Origin of the sequence: Rhizobium sp. L9 (assembly GCF_002531885.1) — a bacterium.
GTDB lineage: Bacteria > Pseudomonadota > Alphaproteobacteria > Rhizobiales > Rhizobiaceae > Rhizobium.
This window is the reverse complement of record NZ_NWSZ01000002.1, coordinates 226,108-252,170: the sequence shown is the minus strand read 5'-3', so window position 1 is coordinate 252,170 and position 26,063 is coordinate 226,108. Positions and strand designations below refer to the sequence as shown.

Annotated in this window: 21 protein-coding genes; 9 read left to right on the top strand and 12 right to left on the bottom strand. The window is 58.9% G+C overall.

Features of this window, described 5'->3' with window-relative positions; all coding sequences use genetic code 11:
* Positions 1–50 precede the first annotated feature (50 nt).
* On the top strand, positions 51–1,100 hold the full coding sequence (locus CO660_RS01700; RefSeq protein ID WP_097597084.1) for a glycosyltransferase family 2 protein: 1,050 nt from the start codon (positions 51–53) through the stop codon (positions 1,098–1,100).
* Here CO660_RS01700 and CO660_RS01695 read toward each other — a convergent pair.
* Positions 1,089–4,079: a trifunctional glycosyltransferase/class I SAM-dependent methyltransferase/polysaccharide deacetylase gene (locus CO660_RS01695; RefSeq protein WP_097597083.1), complete on the bottom strand. Its 2,991-nt coding sequence runs from the start codon at positions 4,077–4,079 to the stop codon at positions 1,089–1,091. The genes CO660_RS01700 and CO660_RS01695 overlap by 12 nt on opposite strands.
* A 116-nt stretch (positions 4,080–4,195) precedes the next feature.
* Between CO660_RS01695 and CO660_RS01690 the strand changes: the two genes are divergently transcribed.
* The 4 genes from CO660_RS01690 to CO660_RS01675 are packed head-to-tail and all read left to right on the top strand — an operon-like array spanning position 4,196 to position 8,886.
* A complete protein-coding gene (locus CO660_RS01690; protein WP_097597082.1) occupies positions 4,196–5,044 on the top strand; it encodes an ABC transporter permease in 849 nt (282 codons plus the stop codon).
* Complete coding sequence (locus tag CO660_RS01685; RefSeq protein WP_097597081.1) at positions 5,041–6,342, top strand: ABC transporter ATP-binding protein; 1,302 nt, start codon at positions 5,041–5,043, stop codon at positions 6,340–6,342. The genes CO660_RS01690 and CO660_RS01685 overlap by 4 nt, the downstream gene beginning before the upstream one ends.
* A complete protein-coding gene (locus CO660_RS01680) occupies positions 6,342–7,526 on the top strand; it encodes a glycosyltransferase (RefSeq protein ID WP_085779092.1) in 1,185 nt (394 codons plus the stop codon). The genes CO660_RS01685 and CO660_RS01680 overlap by 1 nt, the downstream gene beginning before the upstream one ends.
* Positions 7,519–8,886: a glycosyltransferase gene (locus CO660_RS01675; RefSeq protein ID WP_097597080.1), complete on the top strand. Its 1,368-nt coding sequence runs from the start codon at positions 7,519–7,521 to the stop codon at positions 8,884–8,886. The genes CO660_RS01680 and CO660_RS01675 overlap by 8 nt, the downstream gene beginning before the upstream one ends.
* Positions 8,887–9,116: 230 nt before the next feature.
* Here CO660_RS01675 and CO660_RS01670 read toward each other — a convergent pair whose 3' ends face one another.
* Complete coding sequence (locus CO660_RS01670; protein WP_097597079.1) at positions 9,117–10,097, bottom strand: NAD-dependent epimerase/dehydratase family protein; 981 nt, start codon at positions 10,095–10,097, stop codon at positions 9,117–9,119.
* Positions 10,098–10,469: 372 nt separating this feature from the next.
* Positions 10,470–11,624: a class C beta-lactamase gene (gene ampC / locus CO660_RS01665; protein WP_097597078.1), complete on the bottom strand. Its 1,155-nt coding sequence runs from the start codon at positions 11,622–11,624 to the stop codon at positions 10,470–10,472.
* A 127-nt stretch (positions 11,625–11,751) separates the two neighbouring features.
* Here ampC and CO660_RS01660 point away from each other — a divergent pair, with 127 nt between their 5' ends.
* Positions 11,752–12,627: a LysR family transcriptional regulator gene (locus CO660_RS01660; RefSeq protein ID WP_097597077.1), complete on the top strand. Its 876-nt coding sequence runs from the start codon at positions 11,752–11,754 to the stop codon at positions 12,625–12,627.
* A 42-nt stretch (positions 12,628–12,669) separates the two neighbouring features.
* On the opposite strand, the gene CO660_RS01655 is transcribed toward CO660_RS01660, so the two are convergent.
* Together CO660_RS01655 and CO660_RS01650 are read right to left on the bottom strand one after the other, a co-directional pair.
* Complete coding sequence (locus tag CO660_RS01655) at positions 12,670–13,662, bottom strand: sugar-binding protein (protein WP_097597076.1); 993 nt, start codon at positions 13,660–13,662, stop codon at positions 12,670–12,672.
* 47 nt (positions 13,663–13,709) lie between these two features.
* On the bottom strand, positions 13,710–14,690 hold the full coding sequence (locus CO660_RS01650) for an NAD(P)-dependent oxidoreductase (protein ID WP_097597075.1): 981 nt from the start codon (positions 14,688–14,690) through the stop codon (positions 13,710–13,712).
* A 134-nt stretch (positions 14,691–14,824) separates the two neighbouring features.
* Here CO660_RS01650 and CO660_RS01645 point away from each other — a divergent pair, with 134 nt between their 5' ends.
* Both CO660_RS01645 and CO660_RS01640 read left to right on the top strand, forming a co-directional pair.
* Positions 14,825–15,691, top strand: coding sequence for an ATP-binding cassette domain-containing protein (locus CO660_RS01645; RefSeq protein WP_141504770.1), 867 nt, complete (start codon positions 14,825–14,827; stop codon positions 15,689–15,691).
* A gap of 34 nt (positions 15,692–15,725) precedes the next feature.
* On the top strand, positions 15,726–16,724 hold the full coding sequence (locus tag CO660_RS01640; protein ID WP_097597074.1) for an ABC transporter permease: 999 nt from the start codon (positions 15,726–15,728) through the stop codon (positions 16,722–16,724).
* 91 nt (positions 16,725–16,815) lie between these two features.
* Here the strand turns inward: CO660_RS01640 and CO660_RS01635 are convergent, their stop codons facing one another.
* The 4 genes from CO660_RS01635 to CO660_RS01620 form a co-directional block, all read right to left on the bottom strand.
* Positions 16,816–17,142, bottom strand: a complete 327-nt coding sequence (locus CO660_RS01635) for a GYD domain-containing protein (protein WP_085779083.1) — start codon at positions 17,140–17,142, stop codon at positions 16,816–16,818.
* Positions 17,143–17,283: 141 nt separating this feature from the next.
* On the bottom strand, positions 17,284–18,111 hold the full coding sequence (locus CO660_RS01630; protein WP_097597139.1) for a DUF1236 domain-containing protein: 828 nt from the start codon (positions 18,109–18,111) through the stop codon (positions 17,284–17,286).
* 97 nt (positions 18,112–18,208) lie between these two features.
* Complete coding sequence (locus tag CO660_RS01625) at positions 18,209–18,604, bottom strand: DUF1236 domain-containing protein (RefSeq protein WP_097597073.1); 396 nt, start codon at positions 18,602–18,604, stop codon at positions 18,209–18,211.
* A 124-nt stretch (positions 18,605–18,728) separates the two neighbouring features.
* Positions 18,729–19,001 (bottom strand): BON domain-containing protein, encoded by a 273-nt coding sequence (locus CO660_RS01620; RefSeq protein ID WP_085779081.1) that lies wholly within the window; start codon positions 18,999–19,001, stop codon positions 18,729–18,731.
* Positions 19,002–19,278: 277 nt separating this feature from the next.
* Between CO660_RS01620 and CO660_RS01615 the strand changes: the two genes are divergently transcribed.
* Positions 19,279–19,560: a DUF982 domain-containing protein gene (locus tag CO660_RS01615; RefSeq protein ID WP_097597138.1), complete on the top strand. Its 282-nt coding sequence runs from the start codon at positions 19,279–19,281 to the stop codon at positions 19,558–19,560.
* 615 nt (positions 19,561–20,175) lie between these two features.
* Here CO660_RS01615 and CO660_RS01605 read toward each other — a convergent pair.
* From CO660_RS01605 to CO660_RS01595, 3 genes are all read right to left on the bottom strand, one after another.
* Positions 20,176–21,594, bottom strand: coding sequence for a DUF882 domain-containing protein (locus CO660_RS01605; protein ID WP_097597071.1), 1,419 nt, complete (start codon positions 21,592–21,594; stop codon positions 20,176–20,178).
* A 117-nt stretch (positions 21,595–21,711) separates the two neighbouring features.
* The gene (locus CO660_RS01600) at positions 21,712–23,565 is read right to left on the bottom strand and encodes an adenylate/guanylate cyclase domain-containing protein (protein ID WP_097597070.1); all 1,854 of its coding nucleotides are present in this window, start codon (positions 23,563–23,565) and stop codon (positions 21,712–21,714) included.
* Between the two features lie 309 nt (positions 23,566–23,874).
* Positions 23,875–25,857: an acyltransferase family protein gene (locus tag CO660_RS01595; protein ID WP_097597069.1), complete on the bottom strand. Its 1,983-nt coding sequence runs from the start codon at positions 25,855–25,857 to the stop codon at positions 23,875–23,877.
* Between the last annotated feature and the right edge of the window lie 206 nt (positions 25,858–26,063).

Here is a 26,063-nt window from a genome sequence, read left to right as displayed (position 1 = left end):
GCATCTTGATGTATCCTATTTGAGATTGTGGAGCCTTCGGAGTTAAGAGCTTGAAGAAATCGGCAAGAAGTGACGTAACTGTTGCTGTTGTAATCCCTGCCTATAACGCGGAACGAACTCTGGCTGAAACAATCAGCAGCGTTCGCAATCAAACACATCATGCGCTCGATATCGTCGTGGTGGACGACGGTTCTAAGGACAATACCCTGGCTATTGCGCAAGCAGTCGCTGAGATAGATCCGCGTGTTCGAGTATTGAAGCAAAGAAATTCCGGCGTCGCCGCTGCTCGAAATGCGGGTTGGCGCTCTACGTCTGCCGACTTGGTGGCATTCCTAGATGCTGATGACATTTGGTCACCTGATAAAATTGAGCGACAACTGGCTGCATTGGAGAGAGGTGGTCCCAATGTCGGCCTGGTCTACACTTGGTATGCAATGATTGATCACAACAACTACATCATCTACCGGAGTGATGAGGTTTCCATCGAGGGAGGTGTGCTCGACGAGGTACTTGCGGATAACTTCATTGGAAATGCAAGTTCGCCACTCGTACGGCGGAATATTCTTGACGCGACGGGAGGATTTGACTCCTCACTCCAACAGCGTGACGCGCAGGGTTGTGAAGATCTCCTCTTCTACTGCTTGGCCGCTGAATTCTCAGATTTTGTGGTGGTGCCGGATTATCTTGTCGGCTATCGCCAAACGCCAGACAACATGTCATCCAACCTGACGCGAATGCTACGGTCCTGGATTCTGGTCGCGGATGAAATGCTCAAGAGACACCCGGAAAAGCGTTTTGCAGTCCGGGCCGGCCTAAGCCGCTGTGGCCGCTGGCTCGTCCAGAAGGCGGTTGAACAGCGCCGATACCGCGAGCTCATCAGACTTGTCGCAACCATGTCGCGACATGACAAGCCAATTGCAGCCAAGATGCTTGTGGTCGACACGGGATCAAAGGCGATGAGGAGCCTCAAAAGAGAGGCCCGATCGTGGCTGAAGCAGAAATCGTATTTCTCTTCAAATCCCGATCACCGATTTGCCTTAGGAACAAAGTACGATGCGGGTTGGACGGTGGACCCCCCCATTCTTGTCTCAGCCAAATAGCAGATTTGCGAACTCTGATCGGGTGATCCCGCGGAAAACCTCCTGTCTTTTCAATGCGAGCTTATCTGCATTTGCCTGCACCCTGCCACCGACGCAGCTTAGCCCGATCCGGTAGCCACACTGTTCGGCTATCTCCCTGATAGCGGGGTCGAAGTCGCCGTAAGGATATGCGACCGCCAGCACTTCTCGACCTAGGCATTTCTCAAGCATAGCCTTGGAGCCAGCAAGCTCTCGCAACAGGCTCTCCGGTGCCAGGGCAGACAAACGCACGTGCCGGGCACCGTGGGCGCCCAGCGTCACGTCGCTGTTCGCGACCGCCGCAAGTTCCTCCCAAGTTAGTAGTGGAGCTGGCGGTCCATAGGCCGAATCCCATATTGCAGAGCTGCCGACCCTATCGGTTGGGACAAAGAGAGAGGATGGGAAGCCATATCGATGTAGCAGGGGGAGGGCATGCGTCATGAAATCGCGTGTAGCGTCGTCGAAGGTCAGAACCAACGTTTTTTCGGGCGGTTTGGCGCCTTCGTCGAAACAAGCAAGCAGCCGATCCAAAGTCATTCCTCGCCATCCGGCGTCGCGCAGGAAGGCCAGTTGGGATTCGAAGGCCTCTGGAGACTGGCGGTATCGAGAAAGCTGTTCCGGGCCATCGTCCGAAACCTGATGGTACATCAAGATCGGGACATCGTTCCAGTCGGCGGCCGATTCCACAACTCGCCCGCCTCTCCAGCGTACTTGGCTGGCGACTTGAAGAGGCAGAGGCTGCGCCGTGTTTACTTCCACCCGTGTCGGCTCTAGGAAGCCCCCGCGCTCTACCTTCTCGAACCTTTGGATTCTATAGAGCGGACTCTTGGCTTCAGCCGAGAGAGTTAAATCCGGATGTTGGTCAAACGCCTCACCTATGCCGATCGCACCGAATTCATGCGGCCACCCAAAGCCTGTCTCATTCGGTCTATCGATCAGGAGGTTGGCGTGAGCGGTAACGAACCAACCACCAGTTCGAAGACTGCCCGCAATCTTATCGACTATCTGCCGGAGCTTTTCTCTGTTCTCCAAATAGTACAGAACTTCACTACAGACGATGAGATCGTAAGGCCCTCCTAGCTCGTCCCTCAAAAGATCCAACTGCCGATAGGCCACCGGAGAATCATGGTCCTGAAGCGAGGCCGCTCGAGCGACTGCCGACGCCGAAATGTCGGTTGCCAGCAGGTTGTCGAGGCGGGGCGCCAACATCCGTGTAAAGGTTCCTTCCGCGCAGGCCAGCTCAAGGCCGTTTGAAAAGCGGCGATCGTCCAACAACGACAATGTTTGAAAATATTTCACAGTCTCATAGTTATTTCGGTAGTCCCAAGGATCGACCTGGGAAAAAAGCTCCTCCCAGTACGCTTCCGTATCGTACCTCGGCACCTCATCGCCCGCCGGGCCGGTTTTTTTCGACGGCTTCTCATTGAACATCTGCGTCGAGGCTGCAATCGCCCGCCGACGTTCCTCGTCGACAATTCGGTCGAATTCGGCGCGCCCGGCATGCGCGGTGACCAATATCGAATCGACATGTGTTGGTGTCGGCTCCTCCTTGCTCCACCAACCCGCTGATGTCTTAGCTTTGGCCCAACGTGATATTTTCGCCATGAGCTTCAGCAACCGTCGAGCTACTCCGCGGTGGCTTGGCGCCGCCATGCTGGTGGAGACGGCGCGCCCGTCATCCTGATCGAAGTCCGGGCCGAACACCATCCTGAGTCGATTTCGTATCGTATCGGCTTCGATTGCTCCAAAGACAACAAACTCCACTTGCCCTAGCGGGGTCGGACCTCGCCAGATGCAACAGCGCAACCGCTCGATGTCGGGCAAGATGAGGTCGACGATAGGGCGATCCAAATCAATTGGCTGTATCCTTGTTGTTCCGATCGTGGTGAGCACGTTGGTCGGTAGTTGGTCAGCGACCTTTCGCTCCATTGAACGAACCAACAGGGAACCAAAAGCTTCTTGGGGACCATGCCGATTAAACCAGGCCTCCAGCTCGGGAAGCTTGTCCTGGATCTTCGACCAAAGTCCGGGCCAAATCGGCTCGTCCGCGAAGGCGCCGACCACAATCCCGTCTACCATTACCGCGATGAGCGCGTAGACATCGGCGTCAGGTGGAATAGGCTCTGCCACTCGGTCGAGCAGTTCACCAGGATTGTCGCCTTGACCTATTGAGGCGCCGACGAGCCAGATCGCGAGATACCAGCAGGCTGTTGCTAACGCGGCCTGCGTTACTCCCTGGGCGAGCACCGGCACCGGATCGGTGACGCGGGGATCGGAATGGTGGCCGCGTCGGATCACCTTAAGACCAAAATCAAGATGTTTGACCCTGTTTGACGACAGCGAGCCGGCCGTTACGCTAACATCGGCCATCAGGCTTTCGACCGGCGCAAACTCGGCGCCAGCCCGGGCGAGGCGCTGCCACAGGTCCCAGTCCTCGCACATTTTCATCTCCGGATCGAAGCCGCCTATTTCTGTAAGCCGGGACCGGCGAACCAAGGCTGCGTGGATCGCGAAAGGGCAATAGCGCGCTGTTGCGGCAAACGGATTGTCCATTTTGACCGCGGGGTGAGACTGCCACCAGGGTGCACCATGTTTCAGGCGGCGCCAACCGCAATGCAGAATGTCGGCCTGCGGCAAAGTTCGCGTGTGACCCAGCATTATTTCGAGGTGGGAAGATGCCAAGGTGTCGTCTGAGTCGAGGAAGACGACCCAGTCGCCTTTCGCCTGCGCCAGCCCCGCATTGCGAGCAACTGACACGCCGCTCTGCTCCTGCCGCAGCACACGGAAGCGCGTATCCCGATCCGCGAAATGGTCCGCAATCTCGGCGGTCTGATCGGTTGAACCATCATCAATGATGATGCATTCCCAGTCAGTATGACTTTGCGCTATCAGGCTCTCCAACGTCGAGGAAAGTGTTGTTTCCGCTCCATGCGCCGGTGTAATGATGGAAACTATAGGCATAATTGCTGCTTCCTGCGATAAAGATCACGCTGGAGTTACCGTGTCAGTTCGCGAGTATGATGATCTTTACTACTTTGAGGCAAGGTGTATTTAACCGATGGCAAAAGTGAGCCGAAATGCGTGAGCATCTCAAGGATCAAGCGCTTGATCGCGCGAAGCGACGGGACCAATACAGGCGTCGTGATCAGTGCAAGCGCTTGATTGACATCTGTCTGCAATGGAACGATCTGCTGTTAGCACTTCTGGCTCGCGATCTGAAGATGAGATATCAAAGATCCGCAATTGGCCTCGGCTGGTCCTTGATGCGGCCATTGAGCCAGCTGCTGATTTTTTCCCTGATCTTTCGTCACGTCCTTCCCTTAAATATTCCCTACTACACCACTTTTGTCTTTTCCGGCGTGTTGGCCTGGGGCTGGCTCAGCACTGCGGTACCCGCAGCGGCAACTTCCATAACCGGCAGCAGCGAATTGGTGCGCCGGCCGGGCTTTCCGATCGGGATACTTCCTGTTGTCGCAGTCATCACACAAGCAGTGCACCTTCTGCTCGCTCTGCCACTCCTCTTCATCATCTCGTTTATCGAGACTGGGGGCCTTGCTTTAAGCATCGCGGCACTTCCACTCGTGTTCCTTGCGCAGGCGCTGTTCACGATGGGTCTGTCCTATCTTGTCGCGATTGCGCATGTCCATTTCCGCGATACTCAACATTTGGTAGGCGTGTTTTTGATGCTGGGTTTCTACCTGACACCTGTGTTCTACAGCCCGCTTAAGGCGAGTGAGCCGATGGCGTTAATTCACACCTGGAACCCGATGGCCTGGATTCTCGAGGGCTACCGCGCCATTTTCGTCGAGCACGCGTGGCCTCCGGTTGCTATCTATTGGAAGACTGCGCTGATTTCTTTGCCGATGCTTCTTATCGGCATTTGGCTGGTCGAGCGTGGCAGCGCGCGCCTGGTGGACGAGCTATGAGGCAAGGCGCCATCATCGTCCACGACGTCGGCAAGCGCTACCGCGCGCAAGGGGGCGCGCGCTCCACCACCTTGAAGGGTTACCTTTTGTCCGGGCGGTCCGTGGTACAGTCGAAAAGCTTTTGGGGCCTGCGCCACATCAGCTTTGCGGTTACGCCAGGGCAAGCTGTCGGCGTGGTGGGCCTAAACGGGGCCGGCAAGTCCACTTTGCTGCGTCTGATCGGCGGCGTTGGTCGTCCCGACGAAGGGCAGATCAAGGTGGTGGGTCGAATTGGCGCCTTGCTCGACATCGGGGCGGGCCTGACCGACGATTTGACTGGGCGCGAGAACATCTTTCTGCTGGGGGTTATCGCGGGAATGCGGCGGACCGAGGTTGCCGAGCGGTTTGACGAGATTGTAGCCTTTGCCGAGTTGGAGGCGGCGGTTGAGAATCCGGTTCGTAGTTACAGCACCGGAATGCGCATGCGCCTGGCATTCGCCGTGGCAGTCCATGTGCGCCCGGACGTCTTGCTTATCGACGAGGCCCTCGCCGTGGGGGACCAAGCCTTCCAGCAGAAGTGCATTGCAAGAGTGAAGGAGATACTGAATGGCGGCGCCACTATTTTCTTCGTGTCACACGACGTCTCGCAGATAAGAGAAATCTGCGATCACGTGCTATTCCTGAGAGCCGGCCGCGTTGTGGGCTACGGGCCAATCGACGAAATGCTGCCGCTTTATACCTCGACGGTCGAGGCGAAGGTCGCCAGCGTCCAGCACGAACAGTTCGCCGTTACAAAATTGCCCGTTGAACTGGTGCCGCAGGTCAGCCGGTTCGGCAATGGCGAACTCCAGATCACAGCCGTAGCGTTGCTGAACGAGCAGAGCATGCCGACAAGCACCATCGCTGCGGGCGACCGGCTGTCGATTTCACTTACCTATGTCGGTGCCACCAGAGATCGCAATGCCATTATCGTCATCGGCGTCTATGCTGCGGACGATACGTGCTGCTTCGAGATCGACAGCAAGTTGGCCGAATTCGCCCCTGTCGCAGACTCGGACACGGTGCGCATCGAAACAACACTCAATCGAATCGACCTGGCTCCAGGCGACTATCGCATTACGGTGGGCCTTTTTTCGGCAGATTGGCAGCAGGTTTACGATTATCATGCCGAAGTCTATCCGCTCGCCGTGACCGGACCCGGCCCAAGAAAGGGTATGCTGAATCCTCCGACACTGTGGCAGCAGGTGCAGTCGCGCCCCGCCGCGGCCTCGCCGGACCACGGCTCATTGGGTCAGCCCAGATCGGATCCGAACTCCTGATGCGCCTTGCCGTTCGAGACATCGACATTCTCGACTTTCCGCCGGATTTTGAACCGACGGGTGACTATCAGGGTGCACTTGTGCTGATCAGGGTCGCCGGTCGCCCGTGCGGCCAAGCTGTGATCGCCTTCGACACCGATGGCGGCAAGACGCCAATCAAGGACCGGATTCTGTCTGCGGCCGGTTCGTCGGTGTTCGAGGCTTGGTTAAGGCATTGGCTGGCCCTTCCTGACCCGTCGCCGAGTCCAAGTCAGCTACCGAAAGCTTCCGTCGTGATCTGCACGCGCGATCGTACCGAAGATCTGGAGCGCTGCCTCATCGGGTTATTGGCTATGCCCGATAAGGCCGATATCCTCGTCGTCGACAATGCCCCATTAAACGACGCCACGCGAGATTTAGTCAGCCGCTTCAACACTGTGAGATATCTGCGCGAACCGCGCCCTGGTCTTGACGTCGCGCGCAATACTGCCCTTCGCAACGCAGAAGCAGACGTCGTAGCGTTCATCGACGACGATGCCGTCCCCGACCCGCTATGGCTTAGAACCTTGCTTCGCAATTTTGAGGACCCCCTGGTGCTGGCCGTAACCGGCCTCACTATGGCGGCAGAGCTGGAAACGGACTCGCAGATCGCCTTTCAACATTTTGGCGGTTTTTGCCGTGGCTTCAGGCGACAGGTCTACGACGCCCACAACCTGGACCCATTCACCGGATGGCATGCGGGTGCCGGTGTCAATATGGCATTGCGCCGAACCATCGTTGACGCGGTAGGGTGGTTCGACGAGGCCCTCGACGCTGGAACCCTCAGCCTGGCGGGCGGCGACACGGACATGTTCCGGCGTGTACTCGAAGCCGGTTATCGGATCATCTACGATCCCGAGGCTCTGAACTGGCACCGCCATCGTCGCTCAAGCGAGGAACTGCAGCAGCAGATGTATGGCTACGAGGCTGCATCGTTCGCCATCTTGACGAAGGCCCTCGTGTTCGAGGGAAACCCGCGTGCGCTCCCTCGCATGGTTCGTTCCTACGTCAGGCTTCTTCGGCGAGTTTTTCAACGTCGACAGACACACCAATTCAGCCTGCCCTACAACGACGCCTTAACCCAGTTCAGAGGGGCAGCGAGCGGCCCGGTTCGTTATCTGCGCGCGCGGGCGCGAGCAGCGAAGGCAGAGCATAAGAATGGTTGACATCAGCGTTATCATACCAACGCATAATCGTGCCGCCATGCTGAGGTCGCTTCTGGGAAAGCTCGACGCTCAGCGCGATGGGACACCCGCATTCGAAATCCTGGTTGTGGCTGACGGGTGTGAGGACGACACGTCAACAATGCTTGCGTCACTTCGTACCCGCGTTCCCCTTCGAACCCTGTCGTTGCCGGGCGTCGGTCCGGCACTCGCCCGTAATGCGGGGTCGCAGGTCGCGAGCGGCCGTTTATTGATCTTCCTTGACGACGACATCGAGCCGGGAGCCAATTTCGTGGCGGCGCATGTCGCTGAACATCAGCGCCACCCCGGGGGCGTAGTGATAGGCCCCTATCCGCCACTTCCGCACGTTGCGACGGACCGCTTCCGCCTCAGCGCCCGCGAATGGTGGACGAGGCACTTCGAGCGCGTCTCCCTCCCTGGACATCGGTTCGCTTTTACCGATGTGCTGACAGGAAACCTGTCGCTGGATGCGGAACTATTTCACGCTATGGGCGGGCTCGATCCTCAATTCGCCCGTGCACGAGAAGACTTCGAATTTGGTCTACGTGTGATCAAAAAGGGAGTTCCAATTCGTTTTGCTCCCGACGCATTCGGCTATCATCTCGAACATCAGACGATGACACTCACCGGAAAGATGGTGCGCAGGCATCAGGAGGGACGCTCCGATGCCTTGATGGCTCGCAAGCACCCCGACATACAGCGGCTGCTCGAGATCCATCGGTTTGCCGGAAGAAAGGGGTGGAAGAAGCGTCTGCGAAGGATCATCGCCACCCGAGCCGGTTCTGTCCTTGACCCCCTCGTCAAGGCTGGCCCACGAGTCCTCCAAACGTTGGAAAAGGCTGGCCTTCGTAGGCTTTATGAGAAGGTAGAGCGGCAGCTCAATGGATATCATTATCTTCGCGGCGCCGCCGAAGTGTTGGGTGAGGATTGGCGGCTTCCGCCGGATCCGACTGCTTCGGCCGACGAAATCGAGGTGCTCGAGATCAATCTGGACCAAGGCCTTGAGGCAGCCGAAGCTATGCTGGCGGAACGTCGACCTCTTGCTGCTCGTATCGTGAATGGGACGATACTCGTCGGCGACATGTGTCACCAGTTCGGTGCCGAACCGTGGGACGCACGGCACCTCCGTCCGTGGCTGAACCGTCAGGCAATACGTAGATATCTTCCTGTGGCGCTTGCCGAATGGCAGGCTCTGCCGAACAACGTCCCTACGCGTTTGTCGGACTTAACATTGAACTTCCTCAATAACCCCAGTTTCCGCGCGCATACATTCGAGCAGCACCTCCAGTGGATGCAGGCGAAATTGCGTTCAGCACTCGATGAAAATACGAGTAAATCGTAGCGGCCGGACTGCTGCAGCCGAGGCGAGATAGTGAATGGGTACGGGAAAATTCCATATTCTTGAGATCAGACGGAATTGGTACCCGCATCAACACACTCTCGATCGAACCCTTGAGCCGTGCGCATTGAGCCTAAATCGAGATCGATCGTCGAAAAGCACGATGCGCGGGTTCAGAATATCGGCGCCCTTGGCGCGTCCGAAAGGCCGCGAGCCGCCCCAAGCCGTCAGCATCAACGATGCGCGCTGCGCAGCCGTGATGATTGCTTGTCTGCCTGCATTTTTTCCCTGAACCATTCGAGCGTCCGGGCCACGCCTTGCTCGTAACTGATCTTACACGACCACTCGGGCATGACGTAGTTCGCATTGCTGAGGTCCGGCCGCCGGTTGGTGGGATCCTGCGGGGGTGACGGCTCGAACACGATGGGCGCGCCGCCGACGAGGCGGGAGACATATTGCGCGACCTCGAGAACCGAAATCTCGCGATCGTTGCCGATATTCAGCGGCCCCTTATAGTCGGTTTGGTTTATCCAGAAATAGCGGGCGAAACCGTCGACGATATCGTCGACATAGCCCCAGCTGCGGGATTGCAGACCATCGCCGAACACGGTGATCGGGCGGCCCGACAGCGCCTGGGTGATGAAGTTGGAGACCGCCCGCCCATCGTCGGCGCGGGTTCTCGGGCCATAAATGTTGAAGGGACGGATGACCTTGACGTCGAGCCCCTGGGTGCGCTGCATCTCGAACAGCAGCGATTCCGTGCAGCGCTTGCTCTCGTCGTAGGACGAGCGTGGGCCGGTACAGTCGACCTGGCCCTTGTAGGATTCCGGCTGCGGCGAGACGAGCGGATCGCCATAGACTTCGGAAGACGAGGTAAAGCCGAAACGACCCCCCTTTTTCAGGAGATCGAGAAGCCGCATTGCCCCGAGAAGATTGGCGGAAATCGTCCGCTTCGGCTCCTTCATATACCAGGGCGGCGATGCGGGAGAGGCGAGATGGTAGATTTCGTCGAATTTATCGGATGTCTGCAGGTTTTCGACATCCGATTTCACGAAGTGGAAACGCGGGTCTTTGATGTGTTCGATATTTTCGAAAAGTCCGGTCCAAAGATTGTCGACAACAACGAGTTTCTGAACGTCAGTCCGAAGCAGAAGTCGATCGCACAGATGCGATCCGATGAAACCAGCTCCGCCCGAAATCAATACAGTTTTCATTTGCAGTGCCCCTGATGACTTCAAGAAAGGTAGTTGTTTATTAGCATTCTCTATGAGCACTGGCAATTGCCTAGAGAAATTCTAGGAAATACTCGCGCATTAATCTTAATTATTAATTTTGCATTACTCCCGGTAGTAGCGCCCCGTGTACTAGGGGGGCGAGATTGCGGTCGTTGGACATACGCTGCAGCCGGCTCGGCCACAGCATGTCCGGCCGCCAAGGGTCTACCACAAGGGCGCGGTCGCGCATCGGGCTAAAGTCCGACTCGAGACGAGCACGTTGATTCAGAGCGTTGCCCTCCGTGTGCTTCAAGGGTCCGACGGGTGAACAGCCGCTTTGGCGTGCGTCACGTCGATTGCGCCCCTTTCCGATCAGTCGGCCGTAAGTGCGGTCAATATCCGATAGGCCGCGGCGACACGATCCTCGTTGGGATAGTTTTTATTGGCCAGAATGGCGATTCCAAGGCGCTCCTGCGGAATGAAGGCGACATAGGCGCCGAACCCGTTGGTCGAGCCGGTCTTGTTGATCCAGACGTCGTCACGCGGCTTCATCGGCGGCCGCAGTTCAGAAACCGGAATGGTCTTCAGCATCGCGGGCGAATTGCCTTCGAGCAGGCTCGCCAGCGTGGCGGGATAGGCGTATTGCTCCCAGATCAGATCCTGGGTCATCTTCCCGACGCTGAAATATCCGGTATGGGTACTGGTAATCGCTTGCTGCAGTGTTCCGTCGAGCTTGACCAGGCCCATATTGGCGCCGACGAAGCGGATCATGTCGCCGGCCGTCGATCTCACGCCATAGGCTTCCGAGGAGAGCAGGGCCGGCGTCAGCCGCGCCGGCTCGCCATTGCGCTTATAACCTTGAGCATAATCGGCCATCCGCGATTTCGGCACATTGATATAGGTGCTCTCTAATCCGAGAGCGGCAAACAGCTTGCCTTCCATAAGGGCGGCGAAATCGCCGTCCATGGCCTTCGCGGTGATATAGCCGAGCATGCCGATGCTCGGATTGGCGTAACTTCTCTGCGTCCCTGCCGCATAAGAGGGCTGCCAGGCGGCGAAATAGGAAAGCAGCTGTTTTTCGGTCTTGACGTCATCGGGCAGCTGCAACGGAAATCCGCCGGCGGCATGGGTAGCGAGATTGATAAGCACGACATCGCCGAACGGCTTGCCCTTCATCGCCGGCAGATATGTGCTCACCTTGCGGTCAAGCGAAAACGCGCGCTTCGCGTCAGCGTAAGATGCCAGCGACGCAGTGAAAGTCTTGCTGATCGATCCGAGTTCGAACAGCGTCGTCGGCGCCACCGGCCGGCCGGTCTCCTTCGATTCGACGCCATAAGTGAAAACGTGCTGCTCTCCATCGACGATGATGCCGACGGCAATGCCCGGGATGGCGTTTTTCTCCATGACCGGCTTGATCGCGGCGTCGGCGATCGCCCTCACTTTCGCGGCATCGGCGGCAAAGCCGCTTGCGCAAGTGCATGCCGAGATCAAGGCGGCCGATAAAATTCCCATCCCCACATTCTTCATATCAATCATCTCCAAATCGCCAGGTCGATGCAGCGCAGAAAATGCGCCGAGGAGGGGATTAGCTGCGCTGTTTTATGACCGCAAACGATGATATCTCGCAACAGCCACAAGAATTTCTAGGGCTCACATGGTTCGGCAATTCCTTCCCCTGAACGGCCTCAGGGCTTTCGAAGCCTCCGCGCGGCATCTGAGCTTCACCCGCGCTGCAATCGAGCTCTGCGTCACCCAGGCGGCCGTCAGCCAGCAGGTCAAGGGCCTGGAGAAGCGGTTGGGGGTGGCGCTGTTCCAGCGCCTTCCCCGCGGCTTGAAGATCACCGCGGAAGGCGAAGCGCTGCTGCCGACGGTCACCGCCTCCTTCGACCAGATGGCGACGACGCTTGACAGGATCGAGGCCGGGCAGGTGCGCGAACTGCTGTTCCTCGGTGTCGTCGGAACCTTCGCCGTCGGCTGGCTCCTGCCGCGGCTTGCGGACTTCCAGCGCCGGCATCCCTTCATCGATCTGCGCATTTCCACCAACAACAACCGCGTCGATCCGGCGGCGGAAGGGCTCGACTTCGCCATCCGCTTCGGCAGCGGCTCATGGCACGGCACTGAGGCGCAGCGCCTGTTCGAAGCGCCGCTTTCGCCTCTTTGCACCCCGAAACTGGCCGATGATCTCCGATCGCCGGCAGACCTTGCCGGAGCGACACTGCTTCGCAGCTACCGCACGGATGAGTGGAGCACCTGGTTTCAGGCCGCGGGCGTGCCGCCGGCCGCCCAGGTCAATGCCGGCATCGTCTTCGATTCCTCCGTCGGCATGATGGAGGCGGCCCTCCAGGGGCTTGGCGTGGCGCTCGCCCCGCCCTCGATGTTTTCAAGGCACCTCTGCTCGGGCGCGATCGTGCAGCCTTTCGCCACCGCCATCTCGCTTGGAAGCTATTGGCTGACGCGCCTGCAGTCGCGGCCGGTCACGGCGGCCATGCGCGCTTTTTCCGACTGGATCTTTTCGGAGATCGAAAGGTAGGCCAGGGGAGCGCCCACCGGAATGGGCGCTCCGAACGCGGCGTCATTTCTGGATGCAGGTGTCGACCGTATCCTTGGTGCACTCGTCCAGCCCGGTAAAGACCGGATCATCGACCTTCTTGCCCGAGATCAGGTCCATCATCACGGTCGGCGCCTTGTAGCCCATTTCGAAAGGCCGCTGGCCGACGAGCGCGGTTACCAGGCCCTCCTTGGCGATCGCCACTTCGTCGCCGATGGTGTCGGCGGCGCCGATGACGAACTCGTTCTTGGCGATCTTGTCGGCCATCGGCTTGAACAGGTCGCGATAGGGCTGCGGAGCGCCGAACAGCGGCCAGCCGCCCATGATACCGAAGGCGTCGAGGTCGGGATTGGCGGCGAGGATGTCGGTCATCGCCTGCACGCCCTTGGCGCCGTCGTCATTGGTAAAGACCGGGCAGCCCGCCACCTCGGTCCAGCCACCTTCACCCTTAAGGGCGTCGAGTCCCTTCTTGCCGCTCAACGTGTCACGCATGCCCTGGGCGCGGCGCAGGATGTTGTCGGCGCCGGGATTGCCTTCGATGGTGCAGATCTTGCCGCCCTTCGGCTTGGCCTTCTTGATGTATTCGCCGATCCGCGCCCCCATCAGATAGTTGTCGGTGCCGAGATAGGTCTTGCGCAGAGCGGAATCTTCCGCGGCAAGATCGGCATCGAGCGTCATGACAGGCACGCTCGGATTGGCCGTCTTGAGCGTCTGGGCGATCAGCTTGGCGTTCGACGGCGAGATGGCAATCGCCGCCGTATCGGCCTTGCCGAGCATATCCTGGACGATCTGCGCTTCGCCGGCTTCATCCGAGGTGGATGCCGGGCCGGTGTAGAAGCATTCATATTCGGCCGAAGCGTTTTCCTTGTTCCATTTCTGGCAGCCCTGGTTGATCGCCTCGAAGAACGGGTTGTCGAGACCCTTGACGACGATAACGAGCTGCTTCTTGGCGGCCATGGCCTCGCCGGCCGTGAACGCCAGAGCTGCAGCGGCAGCCAGCAATAATGCCTTCCTCATAGCTTCCTCCCTTTGTGAAAAGGCGGACGCCTTCGTCCGCCCTGTTATCAACCGGGATACCAGACGATACGAGGCTCCTCCCTTGAACGCCGGTATTCCCAGGCTGAATCGATGAGCTTTTCCAGATCGTTGACGGGGCGCCAGTCCAACAGGAACTTCGCCTTGCTGTTGTCCATCCAGTTCGAGTGATATTCGCTCGGAATATCGACGGAGCCGAGCCCGCGCGTGCGGGCGAGATAAGCGGCGACCTCGCCGTAATCGACCGGCCGATCCATCGCGATGTTGAAAAGCTGCCCCACGGCGCGCGGATTGTTGATCGCCGCCAGAATCGCCGAGACGAGATCGTCGACATGGACAAAATTGCGCTTCAGCGGCCGCCCGTCGGCATCGCGCAGTAGCGGCACAGTGCCGTCGCGCGCGTAACGCGCCGCATCGGCCGGCGGCACCAGACTCTTCCAGTCCGGCCCGCCGAAGACATCGTCGCCGAAGGAGAGCGTATATTTGAAATCGTCCTTCTCCATGATCCAGGGCGCCCGCAGGCAGCAGCTGTTGATGCCATACTGGATGGCGAACTGCTCGAGCATCACCTCTTCCAGCACCTTGGAGAGCGCGTAGCAGCCGGGATAGGCGCGATGCGGCGTCTTTTCGGTCACCGGCCCGTCGTGACGATAGAAGAAATGGCCGACGCCGGCATCGCCGCCGATCAAGATGAACTGCCGCGCCGTCGGGCTTAGGCGAAAGGTTTCCAGCAGCCAGAACAGCCCCTTGACGGTAACATCCATCACATCGTCGGGCGTTTCCTTGCAGGTGGCGAGATGCAGGACATGGGTGACACCGTCCATGGCCGCTGCGACAACATTGCTGTCGGCGATCGAACCCTTCACGACACTGACGCGGTCGGTTTCCTCAAGCACGCGATTATGGCAAAGCGCGCGAATGCGTGCCTTGGAAAATCGCGGCTCGTCAAGCAGCCCAGTAATGAAGCGCCGCCCGACCTTGCCCGTAGCCCCGGTGACAAGGATCAGCATACCTCTCTCCCCAGCAACAGCTAATATGCGCGCGTTTCCGGCGTCAATCTCTATTTGTCGTACAAAATAGATTTTTGTGATGAGAGGCCGTTTTAGCGGACATTTGATTGACCATTCATGGCGCTTTTGCATTAATGAACCAAATCGCTTTTCCGGGAGGAGATCGGCAAAAGCGAGATCGCAGGCGTCTGACTGGCAACCGGCTATCGGCAACCGGCGACGAAGGCAGGCCTGCAGGTTCCGGGGAGGGTGGTCGGCTGGTAGCGGTTCTCGAGCTCACCAATATTTCTAAGCATTTCGGCGCCATCCAGGCGGTGAACGATGTGTCGTTTACGCTCGAAGCCGGCCAGGTCGTCGGTCTGATGGGCGATAACGGCGCGGGAAAGAGCACGCTGGTCAAGATGATCGCCGGCAACTTCCGGCCGAGCGAGGGCACGATGCGGCTCGACGGCAAGGAGATCGTCATGCACCGGCCGGTCGAGGCGCGCCAGCACGGCATCGAGATCGTTCATCAGGATCTGGCGCTCTGCAACAATCTGACGGCCGCCGCCAATGTCTTCCTCGGCCGGGAGCTCCGCCGCGGCATCGGTCCGTTCCGCGTGCTCGATTACAAGACGATGTACAGGCGCGCCGGCGAGATCTTCAAGGAGCTGAAATCGGAAACCCGCCCGCGTGACCTCGTCAAGCAGATGTCGGGCGGCCAGCGGCAGGCGGTGGCGATCGGCCGCACCATGCTGTCGGAAGCGAAGATCGTGCTGATGGACGAGCCGACCGCTGCGATTTCGGTCCGCCAGGTGGCGGAGGTCTTGAACCTGATCCGCGAGCTGCGTGATCGCGGCATCGCGGTCGTGCTGATCAGTCACCGCATGCCCGACGTCTTTACCGTCGCCGATCGGGTGATCGTCATGCGCCGCGGCCGGAAAGTCGCCGACAAATCGATTGCGGCGAGCTCGCCGGAGGAAGTGACGGGTCTCATAACAGGCGCCATCGAACAGGTTTGAGCGGCGTGGAACTGGGCAGAAAAGAAGGTCAGCAATGGCAGTTACCCTCGATCAGACGATTGCGCAGAGAGAGCGAAGCCGGCTTTCGGAGTTCGTCGGCAGTCAGACCTTCTGGGTGCTGATCGCCGTCATCCTCGCCTGCTTCTTCCTGTCCTTTGCCACGGATTCCTTCGCGACGGCGAAGAACCTCTACAACATCACCCGCAACGTCACCTTCGTCGCCATCATCGCGCTCGGCATGACGCTGGTCATCATCACCGGCGGCATCGATCTCTCCGTCGGCTCGGTGCTCTGCCTCTGCAGCATGGTGCTGGCTGTCACCATGCATGCCGGTTACGGCATCGAAATCGGCATAGCGGCCGCAATCGGCACGGCGCTTGTCGTCGGCGCTTTCAATGGCGTCATGATCGCCTATCTCGATTTCCCGCCCTTCGTGGTGACGCTTGGCATGCTGTCGGTGGCGCGCAGCCTCGCCATGGTCGCCTCCAACAACACCGTCGTTTTCCAGTTCGGTCCCGATCACGACAAGCTCCTGGCGCTCGGCGGCGGCGCCTGGTTTCTCGGCATCGCCAATCCTGTCCTCTACATGATCATTCTGGCGCTTCTGACCGGCTTCGTGCTGCGCTGGACGCGGTTCGGCCGCTATATCTTCGCCATCGGCGGCAATGAACACGCCGCGACACTGACCGGCGTTCCGGTGCGTCGCATCAAGGTCGCCGTCTACATGATCTCGGCGCTGTCGGCCGGCATTGCCGGCGTCGTCCAGACCGGCTGGCTCGGCGCCGTCACCACCAATATCGGGGCCGGCATGGAACTGCAGGTCATCGCCGCCGCCGTCATTGGCGGCGCCAATCTCGCCGGCGGCGTCGGCACCGCCTTCGGCGCCCTGGTCGGCGCGGCTCTGATCGAAGTGATCCGCAACAGCCTCGGTCTGCTCGGCATCAACGCCTTCTGGCAGGGGACTTTTATCGGCGGCGCGATCGTGCTGGCGGTGCTGTTCGATCGGATCCGGAATTTCAGGCAGAGTGAGTAGGCTGCGGTTCTTCGACAGCAGCATGCGTAAACAATGAACTGAAGCGCGAGCGGATCCGAAAGGTCTCGGCGCGCTTTGATGCTACCGCAACCTAGGCTGCCGGCGGGCGGTATCGGATCGACTTCGCTCTTTCCAGCGCCTGGATCGTGTCCTCGACTTCGAGCAGCACGGTGGTCTCGATCGAGCTGAGCGCGCCGCCGGCGCCGATCGCAAGCGTGACGGCCGCCATCGATACGTTGTCGGGCGCCTCCCACAAATTCCATCCGTCATGCTCGCCAAAGGCATACCAGAACCCATGGAGTTTGCCGCCCACGGATTCGATGTAGCTGCGTGCCGCCTCGCGGCGATCCTCAGGCTTTTCGATCATGCGCGCCCAGGTTTCGGGCGTATAGCTGAAGCGTGTGAGATACATGGCCATGGTCTGCTTCCTCCGCCAGAGCGATAGAGTAGACGCTCAAGCTGGAAGGAAGGCCAGTCACTCAATGTGCGTATTGGATGGAGGGTGTCGGTGGGCCGCCCGGCGGCGAAAAAGACGCCGCCGGAACCTGCGTGTTAGGCCTTAGGCCTCGATGATATAGACAATCGTCAGAGCATTCGGATCGACGATGACGATCCGGCCATCCGCAAGGATGAAGAAGCGATAGCCCTCATACTGCGGAACGATCTTGACGATGCGCGGCGGCAATGGTTCGAGCCGCACCTTCTTCGGGATTTTCACCCCGACGGAGACCGTGAAGTCCACTTCCTTCACCGGTGCGACATGGACCTCCTTCACCACCGATCGAATTTCGGTCTGCTGTTCGACCGAGATGTTGACGTTGGTGGTGTTCGAAGTCTGCTTGTTCGTCGTCGTCGTGTTGTTGACGTTGGTTTCCGACGAGCTCTTGTTTGTCGTCGTCGCGTTCTGATCAGTCGACTGCTTGGTCGCATCGCCGCTCTGCGTAGTGCTGCCTTTTGTGCCTGTGGTGGCCGAGCCGCTGGTATCGGTCGTGCCGGATTTGGCGGCGGGCTTCTGTTCGGTGGTGGTGGCGCCGCTGGCGTCCGGCGATGCGGGCTTGGTTTCCGTCGAAGCCTTGCCCGAGGTGCTTCCGCTGATCGAACCGTTGTCGTTGGAAGGCTGTTCAGCGCTCTTTTTCATGTCGGAGCCCTGGCCGGATTTCTGCTGCGTCGTCTGGCCCTTGCCCTGCGGGCAGGCCCCGGAAGCATCGGGGGTGCAGTCAGTCTTGCCGGCCCCGGATTGCGAACCGGAATCCGTGCTTTCAGAACCGGACTGGGCTTGGTCGCTGCTCTTTGTGGTGTCCTGCTGGGCCGCGGCCGGCAGTGTCGCAAGCGGCGATACGCCGAGCGACAGCGCTGCCAGAAGCATGGTGAGATGGTTGCTTTTCATGATCATTCTCCGAAGCTCGAACAGGCGGTGCCGCCCGCATTCTCATGCGTGACATGCGCGCCCTGATTGTTGGAATGGCGGCTTTGCCGCCCGTCTGTCACTTGATGACCTGGATGACCGTCCGCGAGGAAGGTTCGACGATCACACGCTGATCGTTGACGATCGCATAGGCATATTTCGGATCGTCAGGAATTGGCGTCACGACGACTGTCTCCGGCAGGGGCTGCCCGACGACGACCTTCTCCTTCACCACGACGCGTTCAGCCGGGGCGGGAGCCTGCTCGACATAGGTCATCACCTTTGGCGGCGGCGGATCGATGACGCTGCCTGCGACGCCGCCGACGATGCCGCCGACAGCAGCACCCACCGGGCCGCCGACGATGGCACCCGTCGCGGCGCCACCGACCGCACCTGTGACCGTCGACTGCTGCGCAAAGGCAGACGTCGAGGCCAACAGGAGTCCAGCGGCAATTCCTACTGCTTTGATATTCATCAATTTTCCTCCTTTTATGCGGTTGGTTCCGCTGGCGTACCAACCGGATAATGGGGGAACGGTTCCGGAGTTAGGACTTGAGGCCGGGGCTTAGCCGACCTTGGTCCTAGCCGCCGACCCCTCGCTACTGCGTGGAGAAACGGCTCAGCATCCGGTCGTGGACATTCTCCTCACCGACGATCATCGCCGCAAGCGCGATGGCTTTGTCGCGGTCGGCGGGCTTGGTAATATAGCCTTCAAGCAGCACGACAGGACCGAGCATCCTGACCTCGATAGCGCTGCTGTCGATGTCGGGATCAGCGGAAAGGGCTGCTTCGATTGTGGCGACGGTTGCTGCCGAACTGTGGCCTTGCGAAAAGCGCTCTTCGTGGTTGTTGTTATCGGGGCCGAACTTCATCTCCTCCTCCCGTTCCGCCCCTCCACGGACCTACAGGTTACATGACTCTGTTATATGAACAGCCGCCGCCGCCCTTCCAGTCCGACTTAGGTCCGGCTTTTCCCCTGCATCACCTGCCTTAGATGCTTCCCGTCCGATTGAAGGGACATCTCAGGAAGGTTTTGGTCTGTCGCGAAACACCGTCGAGACCTCCTGCCGAAGCGCCAACCTGCCGAACCCGGCGCCTGCGTTTCAGCGGATGGGGAAGGCTTCTTGTGAGGTGAAGCAACGAATGGCAATACAGACGGTCGGAATTGTAGACTGGCACACAAGCGAAGACTTCGCGCCTCTGATGCTTGTGATGGGCGGTCAGGAAAAACACAGGCTGGTCCGGTCGCTCGGTGAGGTCGCAGGCGCGCTTGTCGCCGCCTGGCCGATGGATGACGGCCGGGAATATATAGCGGCTGTAAAGACCTGCCTTGACGCGATCCAGGGCAATATTTCGCCCGATATGGCGCGCGCCGCCCTCATTCGCGCCGCGGAGGAAGCCGGAATACGGGTGATCGCGGTTGTTCACTGAGACAGTGAGATCAGCCGGTGGCATGTGCACAACGCCGTTCGGGCCGAATGAAATGCTGGCGCCGCCGGCGATCATCGATTTACGCGTTGCCTTGCCGCTGTTCGCAATCGGATCTCAGAAAAGTCTCGAGGTAGTGTGGATCGCGCAGAGCATAGGGGTGCGCGCGGAGACAGGAGAGGCTCCCTCTGCGCGATCCGAAGCAAGAAACGCCGGCGGGCCGCAAGAGTTTCCGTACGATGCCGTACAGAGCAAAGTACTTCAGCAAAAAAAGCCCCGCTGGATTGCGGGGCTGCGAAGAGTTGGAAAGGACAAATGCGAAGTCGACTGAGAGACAATCACATCCACACTCTTAACTCACCGGCATTGAAGAAGTTCCTACGACTTATGATCTTGTTGATACGGCTCAGAAGCGCTGAGCGAGTGATGATATATTTCAAACCTTGCGTTGATATTTTAATCGCTCTGTTGATCCGATCGGGAACGGAGAGAAGAGCATCTCTGCTATTGCCGTGTCGCCATTAGCTCTCAGCCATTGTACCCACAGCACCGGAGCAATTCTCTGACGCAAGCTTAGAAACGACTTCTGGCCCCTATGCATCTATCGTTTTTCGGTAGTCAACCCTCCGGGAGCGACGAAAACCGGCTGGCGTCGAACGGACCTGTGGCGGCGACCGGAACGGTGTTCTCGTCTGAAGCCGCGACATTCGCCTCGCGATGGACCGTGCGTGGGGAAAGGCGAGGCGCGCTCAATCCGATCGCCGCGCCGGGAGAATGCAGCGCCCATTGCATCAGCGCCGCTTCTGACGTCGATCCAAGGAAATCTGCTTCTTCCCAGGAAGCGGTCATCGGCAGGGAGGCGATCATGTCGGCGCCCTGCCTAGAGGTCTGCTGTGCAGCAACGACGGGATGGAAACGCGCGTGAGCCGGCAATGCGGGCAGGCGTCTCTCCGGAAGTGCTGCAATCGGGCCGATCGAGGCTGTCACCAGCCTGTCGTCCGCGCCCGCGTCCTGCGCCAGGGCGAGGGGGCGCATCGCCGGTATCGGAATCGGGAGAGATGAAAGGTCGGGAGCGGAGCCTTTGTCATCTCGCTCGACCGCGCCGGTCTGCTGCGCCAGCGCGTTCAAGGCCCGGCTTTTCGGCGTCGGCAGCAGCGCGGTTACCAGCTTGCTGTCTGTGGCGCCGCCGCTTGGCGTGGTGGAGGCTCCCGCGTCTTCGTCTTCTCCGGCGGTGCTGGCGATCTCGATCGAGGTGGAGCTGACGCGTTTGCTGTAGTTCGCAACCGCCTGATTATATCCCGGCAGCGGCCGCCCATCGGCCGGAAGATGCATCGTTTTCCCGTTCGGGAATATGCGCGCGAGTTCCTGCCGGGACATGCGGGGCCAGGCCCGGACATTGCCGACGTCGAGATGCACGAAGGGGGATCCCGAGGTCGGATAATAGCCGACACCGCCGACCTGCATCTGCATGGCAATGGCACGCAGCGTCGCAAGCTTCACGCCAGGAACGTAGAAATCCATCGCCTTGCCCAGCATGTGCTGGCTCTTCTTGGCCACGCCAGTGCTGCGCGAACGGTTGCGCAGCATGTTGTTGGTGGCAGGGGAACGATAGGCGGAGACGACGTGGATATAATCCTTGCCGCCGCTCTTCTTATACACCTCCCAGACCAGGTCGAGCAGCCGCGGATCCATCCGGGTCGGCTCATTCCTGCGCCAGTCGCGCAGAAACCGGTTGATTTGGGCAAGGCCCCTGGAATCGAACTTTCCATCCCGCTTGTAGGTGATCGTGGCCCTTTCGCCCGTATGGGTGAAGAAAAGCTTCAGCGCCCGATCTTCCGCCGAGGCAAGGGATGCAGAACCGGCAAGTGCCGGCAGCGCAAACAGAGCCGGCAGAATGGTCTGCGCCGCGAAGCGTTTGGCACGCGACAGGAGCGCGGCAATTCCGCCCAAGGCTTCACCCGACCAACCCTGTGAATACTCCAACACGACCAATCCCGTCCCACACCAAACATTCGACGACGGGCGGGAACGCCGCATCCATCCAGCTCAGTAAAGCCAGCTTATGGTCAACAAATTGCTAACAGGCGGATGCGCAAGCCCAGCAAATTGAGGATGCAAGATCCATGTTCCTGAAGTCTGAATACCATCGACAGCCTATTGCGGCGGAAGGCCGGCGCGCGCGAGATCTGCTGCGGCGCGATCCATAATGGAAGGATCTCGGAAGTTCCAGGTCTGCCGCCACGACTGGATGGTCGCAGTCGGAGCTGACTTGAGCATCTTCTCGACGGCAGCTCGGGCGTCTGCATCGCGTCCAAGACGCACATAGGCGATGGCCAGCTGCAATGGTGCGTCGGCGAAATCTGTTGTCTTCAGAACCTCAACTGCGTCCTCGTTTTTGCCAAGCACGATGTAGATAAAACCTCGCACATAGTTGAAAAACCAAGATAGCGCAGGGTCCCGCGCGGCCGCAGCGTCGGTCAGCTCCAGCGCCTTTTCGGGTTGACCGGCTTGTAGAAAGATACTTCCTGCGTCGGTAAGCGTGAACGCATTATAGGGTGCCGCCGCGATGGCCTTGTTCATGGCCGCAACAGCGCCATCATGGTCCCTTTTAAGGGTCAGGAGCCAAGCGTTGAGCCAGTTCGCAAGTCTCGCTACTTGCGGGCTTAGATTCTTGTCTGCGAGGGCCTGATTGACCAGTCGCTCCGCCTGCCGAAGATCACCCTGCGGGTCCGGACTGTAGAGGAGCGCAGCGTTCAGCCAGTGAGACCATCCCAATTCCACGGTCAAAAGAGGCGAACCAGGGAACGCCTGCAGGCCCTGTCGTGAAATCTCACCTGATCGTTCGAGACCTTCCTTCGTGTAGAGGTTCAATTGGCTTTCCGCGCGCAGGTAGTAGTCGTATTCAGCGAGATTGGTGCTGTCCTTACCCCAGGCCAGACTGTAGTCCGCTTTGCGAATGGCTCCGAATTCGCCCGTCATCGCCCCCACGATCTTGCCGGTCAACTCATCCTGAAGCGCCCATGGGTCAGTTCCCGTTTTGTCGAAGCGGTCCGCCCAGACATGGTCTCCGGTTTTGGTGTTGATGAGCTGTGCAACGATGCGCACTCTGTCGCCTTCCTTGCGTACACTGCCCTCGACAACATAGCCGACGCCCAGTTCCTTGCCGATCTCGCGGATGTCGCCTTGCTTGCCCTCGTACGCAAACGACGAAGTTCGCGAGACGACCGCAATGTCAGAAAAGCGCGAGAGGATTGCGATGACGTCGTTCGCCAGCCCTTCTCCCATGTACGCCAGGCTCTTGTCGGCACTGAGATCAGCGAAGGGCAATACGGCGACAGAAGGAATCGTGCGAGGGCCTGCAGGAGAGGTCGTGGTCAGCGGATTCTGTAATGCCATCCATACGGCCACCAAGGCGACGGTGGTTGCCGCGGCACCAATGGCCCACCATCGTCGGCCGATCCTGCGCTTGTGTCGAATGCGTCGGCGTGGCGCGGCGTCGATACGCACCTGGTAGACATCGACAAGCTCCTCGATGTTCTTGACCTTCTGCCGCCCGATGGAATCAAAGGTAAATGCAAGTTTGTTCTCGACCTCCTTCGCCACCTTGCCGGAAACGCAGATCCCGGCCGGTGGCGCGAGTTGCTCCAGCCTGGCCGCGACGTTGACGCCTTCGCCATAGCGGTCGTCGCCGTCCACGATCACTTCGCCGATGTTGATACCAATGCGGACGTCGAACCTGTCCTCCTCAGGAACAGAGGCGTTGCGCTCAGTCATTCCGCGCTGCAGAGACACGGCACATTCGACGGCGTCGACCACGCTGCCGAATTCCGCGAGGAGGCCGTCGCCCATGAGCTTGAAGATGCGCCCATGATGCCGCGCAATCTCGGGCTCAAAAAGCTCGGTGCGGCGTGCTCGAAGACGGTCAAATGTGCCCGCTTCGTCTTGTTCCATAAGGGCGGAGTATCCGACCACGTCGGCGGCTAGAATTGCAGATAATCTGCGCTCCATGTCTCAGTCCCCCGACATGAATTCTCCCCAGACAGTATACACGACTTTGCCGCATGTTTCAGTGATGGCTAATAGACGTCCGTCGGAGCATTCGGCCAGTGGTGCCCGATGCCGCTGCGGCTCTAAAACCGGGATGGAACGGACCACTATCGGATCGAAGGTCATCCGAATGTACGCCGCTCGATCGAATTCAGCGATCTCTGCCATTGAACTGGGGAGCGGAAGGCGCTCATCGTCTGTTTCCAGTTAATGCGCGATCAGAACAACGCATTGAGACGATGGGAGCCGTCGTTTCCGGCGTATGACCGCCTAATTTGATGGAGAAGCGGAAGACGCGGGACCAGCGTTCGGCTCAGAACTTGCCGTTCGTTCGGCCTGCCCGGCGTGCGGCGGTACCAGGAAATCGAGGAGACCGTCGCTCCGCAGGTCAGCGGTTTTCTTTTCCAGAATGTCGCCAATCAACGTCGTCAGAAATTCGGCTGTCATATGGTTCCAGTCTGTGATGAATGGAACACCCCTGCTGCTGGTGAGGCATTTCTCCTTGTCGTAATCGCAGTGAAGCTTGACGATATCGACGTAGGTGAACGGAAGACCGGAGGGGAAAAAGGGCAGTTGCTCTAGAGGCTGGTTGGCCGGCGGATAGCTCGCCGATCGCAGGCAGATAGAGGCATCGGATTTTCTCTGAAACATCAGCCCCAGGCACGAGTGCAATTCGTCGAGCTGGAAATAATTTCCGAACACGAAAACGCGCGCATTATCCGAGTGGCTTTTCATCCAGGAAATAAGCTCGAACCTGAACGGGTTGACGGTGTATTCGAAAGGCCGAAGGCTCGTGAGGAAGATCGCTTTCGTTCGGCTGAGCAATGATTTGTCGTTGATATATTTTTCAAAGGGAATGCAGTATTTGTCGTAAATGCTGGCGCGTGAGGGGGCCTTCACACTATCGTTCTTGATCTCCACCATGCAGTTCAAATAGCTGAGCGCCACGACTTGATACCGGTCGGTATCGACGTAATTTTTCAGCGCAATCGACCAGTTTCTGGCGTGCGAGTCCCCAATGATGAAGATAACGGGCTTCTCAGCTTGAATGTTGTCGTTCAAGCTTAGAAAAGTGCTTTCGAGCCGTGCTTCGTTCGCCTGCGCGACAGGTGAATAGACTTCATCCAGCCTGTGAGGAAAACCGGCCATCGTGATTGCTGAAAGGACAACAGCTGCGATGGTTGCAACGGATGAGCTCAGGGTGATCCAGAGAGCGCGGCTTCTCCTGGTGTGGCGAAAGGGCTTTTCAATGACGACAAAGCTGGCGACTGAGACCAGGACCGTCACCGCGATGGCGAGAAACTTGTCGCCGTTGCCGAAATCCAAGCTTGTCAGCCGCCAGAAGGCGAAGACCGGATAATGCCACAAATATAACGAGTAGGACACCAACCCGGTGATTGCCGCGGGCCGAGAAGCCAGCAGGCGCCCGGCTGCGTTCTCACGGCTGGCGAATGCGAGCACAAGACAGGTCCCGACGACGGGGATCACAGTGACCCGGCCAGGGTGAACCGTATCCTTTCCAAACAAGATGAGTGAACCAAGAACGAGGATAAGCCCGGCCGCCGCGAGCAACGGCTGGGGGCGAGGCCGTCCACGCCTGAGCTCGTAATAGGCGAGCAGTGTTCCGGCCAGCAGTTCCCAGGCCCGGGTGAGCGGCGAATAGAAGGCCTGCTGCGGATCGTGCCGTACCGTGACGAAACAGAACACGAAGCTGAGGGCTGCCGCCACCAACACGCATGGCAAAAAGTTCGATTTCAAGTATCGGCGCACGATCAGCAACAAGATCGGAAAGGCGATATAAAACTGCTCTTCGACGCTCAACGACCAGGTGTGCAGAAAAGGCTTGAGAAGGGTGTTGGGCTCTCCGTACTGAGCCGCAGTAAAATAAAAATAGATATTCGATCCAAACAGGAGCGAAGAACCTACGGAGTTGGCGTAGTCCGTGAGTTCCAACGGCAATAAAAAGTAATAGGCGAAAGGCATCGTCGCGAAAATGACTGCGAACAACGCTGGCAGAATTCGGCGCGCACGCCGGGCATAGAATTTAAGGAAATCGATACGCCCCGTCGCTTCGATCTCCGTCAGCAAAATCTGGGAAATGAGGAAGCCGCTGATCACAAAAAATACATCGACGCCGATATACCCACCGGAAAGCAGCGTGTGGCCAGCCACCGTGAACTCGGCGTGATAAAGGATAACCGCGATCACCGATATGGCCCTGAGGCCATCAATCTCTGGTCTGTAAGCCTTCAATGCCCGCGGCCTTCATATCGAGAGCGTACTTGGTCGTGCGCAAGATTGGCGCTTTTGGGGCTGCCTAACACAGAGATCTCGGAGGGAGAACAGTATGGCCCGATAAAAGATTTGCGGGCGGGGTCGATTTCAGTCGTTATTTTATGCGCTGTTGTAAATCAGCATTCAGGGGCGCTCATTTGTTTTCCCGGTCGGCCCGCGCAGCG